5 protein-coding genes are annotated in these 8,649 nt (G+C 67.3%); 2 read left to right on the top strand and 3 right to left on the bottom strand.

Going from position 1 to position 8,649, the window contains the following annotated elements; genetic code table 11:
* Positions 1 to 459 (top strand): response regulator (locus VFW84_RS04650; RefSeq protein WP_329679269.1); only part of this gene is annotated, 459 nt, incomplete at its 5' end.
* Here the strand turns inward: VFW84_RS04650 and VFW84_RS04645 are convergent.
* The 3 genes from VFW84_RS04645 to VFW84_RS04635 are packed head-to-tail and all read right to left on the bottom strand — an operon-like array spanning position 440 to position 2,623.
* Positions 440 to 925, bottom strand: a complete 486-nt coding sequence (locus VFW84_RS04645; RefSeq protein WP_329679268.1) for a flavin reductase family protein — start codon at positions 923 to 925, stop codon at positions 440 to 442. The genes VFW84_RS04650 and VFW84_RS04645 overlap by 20 nt on opposite strands.
* A 20-nt stretch (positions 926 to 945) precedes the next feature.
* The gene (locus VFW84_RS04640; RefSeq protein ID WP_329679267.1) at positions 946 to 1,713 is read right to left on the bottom strand and encodes a class I SAM-dependent methyltransferase; all 768 of its coding nucleotides are present in this window, start codon (positions 1,711 to 1,713) and stop codon (positions 946 to 948) included.
* A 7-nt stretch (positions 1,714 to 1,720) separates the two neighbouring features.
* A complete protein-coding gene (locus VFW84_RS04635) occupies positions 1,721 to 2,623 on the bottom strand; it encodes a ParB/RepB/Spo0J family partition protein (protein WP_329679266.1) in 903 nt (300 codons plus the stop codon).
* A 247-nt stretch (positions 2,624 to 2,870) separates the two neighbouring features.
* Between VFW84_RS04635 and VFW84_RS04630 the strand changes: the two genes are divergently transcribed.
* Positions 2,871 to 8,649 (top strand): DUF4347 domain-containing protein (locus tag VFW84_RS04630; protein WP_329679265.1); only part of this gene is annotated, 5,779 nt, incomplete at its 3' end.

Here is an 8,649-nt window from a genome sequence, read left to right as displayed (position 1 = left end):
GAGCTCTCTGGCCTGGGGGTCGAGTGCCGCCCGCTCACCGTGCTCTACGCCGAGGACAACGCGGTCAATGTCGAACTGGTGCGTCATGTCCTGCGCATGCGCCCGCAATGGCAGCTGGAAGTGGCCACCAACGGGGCCGATGCCATCGAGATGGCCTTGACCCAGCCGCCCGATCTGCTGCTGCTGGACATGCACCTGGGCGACATGACCGGCCTGGATGTGGCCGATGCGCTCTCGCATCACCCGCACACCATGGGCCTGCTGAAGGTGGCCCTGTCAGCCGACGTGATGCCCGATCAGGTGCGGGCGACTCGCGAGCGCGGCTTCATGGACTACCTCACCAAGCCGCTGGAGGTGCCCCGTCTGCTCAAGCTGCTGGATGCCTTCGCCCCCCTCGAGACGGCGGGGCCGCTCGATCACGCCCCCACGGCCTCGTCGGTCACAGCGGCAGATCGGTGAAGAAACGCCCGCCGTGGAACAGCAGGGGCACGGCCCCCACGCGGCGCTGGCAATGGGTGACCTCGCCCACGAAGATCAGGTGATCGCCCTCGTCATGCGTGCTGCGAGGGTGGCATTCGAAGCTGGCCACCGCGCCATCGATGAGCGGCGCCCCTGACAGGCCGGGACGCCAGGCCACCCCGTCGAAACGGTCGATGCCCTTGCGGGCGAAGCGCTCGGCCAGCAGGCGCTGATCGCCCGCCAGCACATTGATGGCATACGCGGGCGCCGCCAGCAGGCCGGGCATGGACGAGGACTGCTTGGACAGGCTCCACAAGACCAGGGGCGGCGAGAGCGACACCGAGTTGAAGGAGTTGGCCGTCAGGCCGATCTTGTGGCCGTGGGCATCGATGGCCGTCACGATGGTCACGCCGGTCGCGAACTGGCCCAGCGTCGCACGAAAGTCATCGGGGGTGAAAGCAGGCATAGACGGGCAGTGTAGCCCGCTCAGCGGCCGCGTGCAGGGCCCATCCGGTAGAGCCATACCCGCCGCTGCGGGCTCAGCGGGATGCTGGCCACCGGGTGCAGGCCGGGGGCCTCGAACTCCAGGCTGACCAGCCAGGCCCCCGGACGCAGCTCGCGCCGGGCCTTGTCCACGGCCTGGGGCATGGACTCGGGCCGCTGGAACAGGTAGACCAGGTCGAAAGGCGCCCAGTCCTGCGCCCACAGATCGCCCCGGCGCACCGTGGCCCAGGGGCAGCGCACACGGCAGGCCAGGGCCCAGGGCCAGCTCCATTCGATGCCATGCAGTTGCGCCTGGGGAAAGGCGGCGCGCAGCTCGCGCAGGCCATCTCCCAGGCCACAGCCGGCATCCAGCACCTGCGCCTGGGGAGCCAGGGCCACGTGCCGGGCCAGCTCGGCCAGGGCGCCCGCCGGGGTCGGGAACAGGGGCGCATCGCGCCAGGCCCGCACCGGGTAGGCCAGCAGCAGCAAGGCCAGGGGCAGCAGCCACACCCAGCCCGCCGCCGCCATCGAGCCCGACACCAGGCCCTGCAGCAGCACCGACAGGGGGAAACCGGCAGCCACGAACACCGCGCGCCAGCGGGTGGCGGCCAGGGCCGGCCACTGGGCCAGCACCAGCCCCAGCACAGCCGGCAGGCCCAGGGAGGCCCACAACGGTGCCTGGCTCTGGCGCAGGGTCACACACAGGCCCCAGGCCAGGGCCCACACCAGCAAGGCGGGCAGGGGCCAGGTGCGTTGCAGGCTGGCAGACAAGGGCAGGTCAGCCGGGCTGTCCGCCGCGCAGCTTGTCGATCAGGCCGTTGAGCTCGTCGAGGCTGCCGAACTGGATGGTGATCTCGCCCTGCTCGCCCCGCTTGGTGCGGCGCTTGACGTGGATCTCGACCTGGGCGGTGAGCAGATCGGAGAGTTCCTCCTCCAGGCGTTGCACATCGCGGGATTTATCCTGCTTGACGCGCAACAAGGGGGCCTGACGGCCGGCGCCCTGCACCTTGGCAACGAGTTTCTCGGCCTCGCGCACATTGAGCTTGCGGGCCACGACCTCGTGGGCCGTGGTGATCTGCTGGGCCTTGTCCAGGGACAAGAGGGCGCGGGCATGGCCCATGTCGATGTCGCCGGCCATCAGCATGCCCTGCACGGGCTCGGCCAGGTTGAGCAGGCGCAGCAGATTGCTGGCGGCACTGCGCGAGCGGCCCACGGCCTGGGCGGCCATCTCGTGCGTCAGGCCGAACTCCTGCGTCAGGCGCTGCAGACCCTGGGCCTCTTCGAGGGGGTTGAGGTCCTCGCGCTGGATGTTCTCGATCAGGGCCATCACGGCGGCGGCCTCGTCGGGCACCTCCTTGACCAGCACCGGCACCTCGCTGAGGCCTGCCAGGCGGGCCGCACGGGAGCGGCGCTCGCCCGCGATGATTTCATAGCGCCCGGCGCCGATGGGCCGCACCAGGATGGGCTGCATGATGCCCTGCGAGCGGATGCTCTCGGCCAGCTCGTAGAGCGAGCCTTCGTCCATGCGGGTGCGTGGCTGGTACTTGCCCGCCTGGAGCAGGTCCAGGCGCAGGGTCGTGGGAGCGCCATCGGCCGCCCGGGGGGCAGCCGTGTCGTCTACCTTGGGGCCCAGGAGGGCCTCCAGGCCCAGCCCCAGGCCTTTGGTCTTTTTGGTGGCCATGTGCGTGTGAGAGAACTGGTGGGCGATGGTAGCACTTCGCCCTGCCCGGCCCGAGCCCGACGGAAAGCCCGACAAGCGTGACATAGCGGCGGTTTTTCCGCCCGGCACGGGTGCTTCAGATCCAGCAAGATCGACCGAAAACATGAAGATGAGGCGTGTTCCCTGAGGAGTTGTTACAGGAGATGAGTATGGTCTGGCAAGTGATCGGCCGGGGGATGTACTGCCCCGGACGGGCACGAGGGTGCGCGTGAAGCGCCGCCTCGCGCTGGGGCCTGCCTCGGTCCATGCCGAGGTGCGTCCGCGTTTTCGCGGCGTGCTGGAAGAGCTGGAGCCCCGCCTGCTGTTCAGTGCCGACGCCGCCGCCCTGCTGGACCCTGCCCTGCTGACGGGCAGCTCGACCGACACGGCCATCCAGCAGTTCATGCCGCCGCCCGCGCCAGTGGCCTCCTCCCAGAACGAGCACAGCACCGACAGCGCATCCGCCAGCACCTCCCGCGTGGAACTCGTGTTCGTGGACGCCCGTGTGCCCGATGCCCAGGCTCTGGTGCGCCTGATCGAGCAGCAATCGAGCGCACCAGGCCGGGTGCTGGAGATCCATTGGCTGTCGGCCGACCGCGATGGCATCGATCAGATCAGCCAGGTGCTGGCCGGCCGCGAGGACATCAGCGCGGTGCACCTGATCAGCCACGGCAGTGACGGCAGCCTGACCCTGGGCAACCAGGCGCTGGACACCCAGACCTTGACCGCGCGCGCCGCCGAGCTGAGCCGCTGGGGCGGCGCCCTGGGCAGCGAGGCCGACATCCTGCTGTATGGCTGCGATGTGGCGGCCAGCGAGGTCGGAGTGCAGTTCCTCAACGACCTGTCGCTGCTGACCGGGGCCGACGTGGCCGCCAGCGTCGACGCCACCGGCCATCGGTCCCTGGGCGGCAACTGGATCCTGGAGTGGCAGGTCGGCCAGATCGACACGGGGACCGTGCTGAGCAGCGATCTGGCGGCATCCTGGGTGCACATCCTGCCGACCCTGACCTTGCGCGACGGCCTCAACAGCTACGCCGGAACCAGCGACACCTACCTCTACACCTCGACGGGTATTCCGCAAAACGTCGACAAGAGCACCTCAACCACCCTGCTGGCGGGTGAGGACGGTACGGGCGGCCAGGCACAGCTCCTGGTGAAGTTCGATGTCTCGCAAATCCCGGTGGGTTCGACCATCAACAGCGTGACGCTGACGATGCAAATCACCAGTGCGAACATGTTCACCAGCGCGTCCTTCGGTCTGCATCGCATGCTGGTGAACTGGTCGGAAACCAGCACCTGGACCACGATGGGTGATGGCATCTCAGACGGCACCGAAGCCAGCCTCACCACCGATTCGTCCATCACCGAAGGCGGCGCTGGCAGCTACACCTTCGCCAGCAGCACCAACATGAAGAACACGGTGCAGGGCTGGGTCAACGGCAGCACCAACAACTACGGCTGGTACTTCACGGCAGGGGGCTACCAGTCGCGCAACACCTTTGCCTCGTCGGAACACGCCACCACCACCTACCGCCCCACGCTGACGATCGACTACACCGCCCCGGCCCCCCCCACCCTGGACCTGGATGCCAACAACAGCTCCGGCGCCACGGGCAGCGGCTACAACGGGGCCTTCGTGGAAAACGGCGCCGCCGTGAAGATCGCCGACACGGATGCCACCTTCACCGCGGGCAGCAGCAGCACGCTCAGCAGCATGACGGTGACGATCAGCAACCTGCTCAATGGCACGGCGGAATCGCTGGACGCCACCACCACCGGCAGCATCACCAAGTCCTACGACAGTGCCACCGGTGTCCTCACCCTGTCGGGCACGGACACCCTGGCCAACTACCAGACGGTGCTGCGCAGCATCACCTACAACAACACCTCGGACACCCCCAACACCACGAACCGCACGATCAATGTGGTCGCCACCGACCCCTATGCTCAGACGGTGTCGGCCAGCTCGACGCTGACGGTCACGGCCACCAACGACGCGCCCGTCATCACCAGCAACGGTGGTGGGGCCACGGCCAGTGTCAGCGTGGCCGAAACGCTGACGGCCGTCACCACGGTCACCTCCACGGACCCCGAAGGCACGGCCCGCACCTACTCGATCGTGGCCGGAGGGGACGGCACGAAGTTCTCCATCAACAGCAGCACCGGGGTGCTGACCTTCGTCAGCGCCCCCGACTATGAGGCCCCGACCGACAGCGACGCCAACAACAGCTATCTCGTGACGGTGCAGGCCAGCGATGGCAGCCTGAGCGACACCCAACTCATCACCGTCACGGTGACGGACGTGGTCAGCACGCTGACGGTCACCACCGTGGCCGACACCAATGACACGGGCCTGGGCAGCAGCTTCACGGCCGAGCAGCTCAATGCCAGCAAAGGCAGCGACAGCCAGGTCTCCCTGCGCGAGGCCATCATCGCGGCCAACACCACGGCGGGCACCGACACGATCAACTTCGCCATCACGGGCACGGCGGGGACCTACGGTGAATACACCATCGCCACCAGCTCGGCCCTGCCCACCATCACCCAGGCGGTGATCATCAACGGGGCCAGCCAGACGGGCTACACCAATCGCCCCCTGGTCGTGCTCGATGGCGCAGGCGGCGGGGCCTATGGCCTGGAGCTGAGCAACACCTCCGATGGCAGCACCATCCGGGGCCTGCTGATCCGCGACTTCAGCAGCTATGGCATCTACATCCCGTCGGGGTCGGACAACCAGACCATCGTGGGCAACTTCATCGGCAGCTTCAACGCCGATGGCAGCAATGCCGGCGTGGGCAAGGGCAACAGCGTGGCAGGCATCTACACGCGCGGCGCCAACACCCTGATCGGCGGCACCACGGCGGCCGACCGCAATGTCATCTCGGGCAATGGCAGCTACAACATCTACCTGACCACGGACGCCGACGGCAGCACCATCCGTGGCAACTACATCGGCACCAACTCGGCCGGCTCGGCGGTGTTTTCCACCACCAACCCCGACTACGGCATCATGGTGGAGACCTCGGCCAGCAACATCACCATCGGCGGCACCGCCAGTGGCGCCGGCAATGTGATCTCCGGCCACGTGCGCGAGGGCGTGTGGGTCACCACCACCGGCAGCGTCACGCTGCAGGGCAACTACATCGGCACGGACGCCACCGGCACGGTCGACCTGGGCAACACCCGCTACGGCATCTACCTGGACGACACCGGCAGCGCCACCATCGGCGGCACCACAGCCGGTGCCGGCAACGTGATCTCGGGCAACAACCTGGGTGGCATCTACGCCAGCAATGGCAGCATCATCCTGCAGGGCAACACCATTGGTCTCAATGCCGCCGGTACGGCCGCGCTGGGCAACACGGGCAGCGGCGTCGAGCTGCGCACCAGCAATGCCTCCACCCTGGGCGGCAACACGGCTGCGGCACGCAACATCATCTCGGGCAACAGCGGCCACGGCATCCAGGTCGAAACGAGCAGGGCGCACACCATCAAGGGCAACTACATCGGCACCGGCGCCAATGGCAGCACGCTGCTGGGCAACGGTGGCGCGGGCATCTACATCAATGCCTCCGACATCGTCGTGGGTGGCAAGACAGCGGGCGATGGCAACCTGATCGCAGGCAACACCGGCGCGGGCATCGCCGTGGTGTCCGGCAACGGCAGCCTGTTCTACCGCAACTCGATCCACAGCAATGGCGGCCTGGGCATCGATCTGGGCAACGACGGTGTCACGCTCAATGACTACAACGACGGCGACGGCGGCCCCAACTACAGCAACAACTTCCCCGTCATCACCTCGGTGGTGACCAATGGCAGCAGCACCACCATCACGGGATCCATCGAGTGGTACCCGCAAGCCCAGCCGGTCTACATCGAACTGTTCTCCAGCCCCTCGGCCGATGCCAGCGGCCATGGTGAAGGGCGCACCTACCTGGGCTATGTGCAGGTCACCACCGATGCCACCACGGGCGATGCCAGTTTCAGCACCACCCTGACCGGGGTCAGCGTGGGCGACTGGATCACGGCGGTGGCCAACATCGAGGGCGGCCCCATTGGCGCCTCGGAGTTTGCCCTGGCCGTGCAGGCGGTGGCTCCCGCGAATGCGCCCCGGGGTCGCCTGATCTGGAACAACAACGACCGCTTCTTCCAGTACTACGCGGACTGGAGCAGCGCGGGCTTTGGCGGCACCGGCAGCAATGGCCTGAGCTATGGCGATGACATCTCGATGATCCTGGCCGCTGAGGCGCCCACGCGTAACGAGATCCTCTTCATCGGCTCGGCCGACGTGGCGGGCAAGATCCTGGCGGGCATCTGGAACGGCAGCAGCTGGTCCTCGGTCATCTCGATCCCGGTCGCCGACCCCGGGGCCGATGCATCGAGCCAGAACAGCTTTGCGGTGGCCTACGACAACGCCACCGGCAACGCCATGCTGGTCTGGGACAATGGCGGCACCGGCACCACCGGCCTGTCCTACGCCGTATGGAACGGCAGCAGTTGGTCGGCCATCAACACCATCACGGCCCCGGTCAGTGGCGAGCCCCTGCACATGCAGTTGGTGTCCAGCCCCTCCAGTAGCGAGATGGTGCTGGCCGTGCAAACCAACAACGGCAGCAACAGCAGCTATGCCATGGTCTGGAATGGCAGCAGCTGGGGCAATGCCCAGGTTCTGGGCGCCAACAGCAGCAATCAGTTCTTCGAGCTGAACGTGGCCTATGAGCAGCGCAGCGGGCGGGCCATGGTGCTGTACGACGCATCGGCCGCCAGTTCGGCCAGCGTGCAGTACCGCGTCTGGAATGGCAGCAGTTGGAGCGGCGAAGGCACGGTCGCGGCCCCGGTGGGCATCACGGCCAGCTCCGAGCTGTATTCGACCCGCATCGCCGCCGATCCGACCAGCAACCGCATCGCCTTGGCGGCCAAGAACGCCGCCAACGAGGTCTGGCTGGCCGTGTGGGACGGCAGCGCCTGGGGCCACACCCTGGCGGCCACGACCTCCGGGGTGGACCTGACCGATCACCATGCCACCATGGACGTGGCCTTCGAGAGCCAGTCAGGGGATCTGCTGGCCGCCTATGGCAAGGCCGCCGGGCCCAATGTGGCCTACCGGACCTGGACCAGCGCGGGGGGCTGGTCGGCTGAAATGTCGGGCCCGAGCATGGGCGGCACCGATGTGCCCTACATCGTCAAGCTGTTCTCGGATCCCTACTCCGACACCATCATGCTGGGGGCCCAGGACAATGCGGCTGACCTGAACACCGCCGTGTGGAGCGGCAGCGCCTGGGGGGGCGTCACCACGCTGGATGCCGACACCGGCTTCAGCTACCGCGAGAATTTCAGCTATGTCTGGTATCGCAGCGCCCCCTTCATCAGCAACCTCGGTGGAGACACCCTGGCCTATCAGGAAGGCCAGGGCGCCGTGGTCATCGACCAGGGCACGGCCGCCAGTGTGGTCACCGGGGCCGACAGCGGCTACAACGGCGGCAATCTGACGGTGTCCTTCGTGTCCGGCAGCACGAACGGCGAAGATGTCTTGTCGGTGCGCCACCAAGGCACGGGCGCAGGCCAGATCGGGGTGTCGGGCGTCAATGTGAGTTATGAGGGCACCGTCATCGGCACCCTCAGTGGCGGCAGCGCCGGCGCCAGCCTGGTGGTCCTGCTCAACGCCAACGCCACCGATGCAGCGGTCAGTGCCCTGACACGCAACATCACCTACCAGAACACCAACACCGGGGCGCCGTCAACCAGCAGCCGCACGGTGCGCTTCAGCGCCACCAATGGCCTGGCACAGACCGGCATCAGCCGGGATGTGACCATCACGGTCGAAAGCATCAACGATGCGCCCGTCAACACCGTGCCTGCGGCGCAATCGGTCAATGAGGACGGCACCCTGGTGTTCAGCAGCAGCAATGGCAATCTGATCGCCATCAGCGATGCCGATGCCGCCAGCGGCAATATGCAGGTCACGCTCAGCGTCACCAATGGGGTGCTGAGCCTGTCGGGCACCAGCG

The organism is Aquabacterium sp. (genome assembly GCF_036279655.1).
In the GTDB taxonomy this organism is placed as follows: domain Bacteria; phylum Pseudomonadota; class Gammaproteobacteria; order Burkholderiales; family Burkholderiaceae_C; genus Aquabacterium.
The sequence above is the reverse complement of the archived record's forward strand: the minus strand, read 5'-3'. Positions and strand labels throughout refer to the sequence as shown.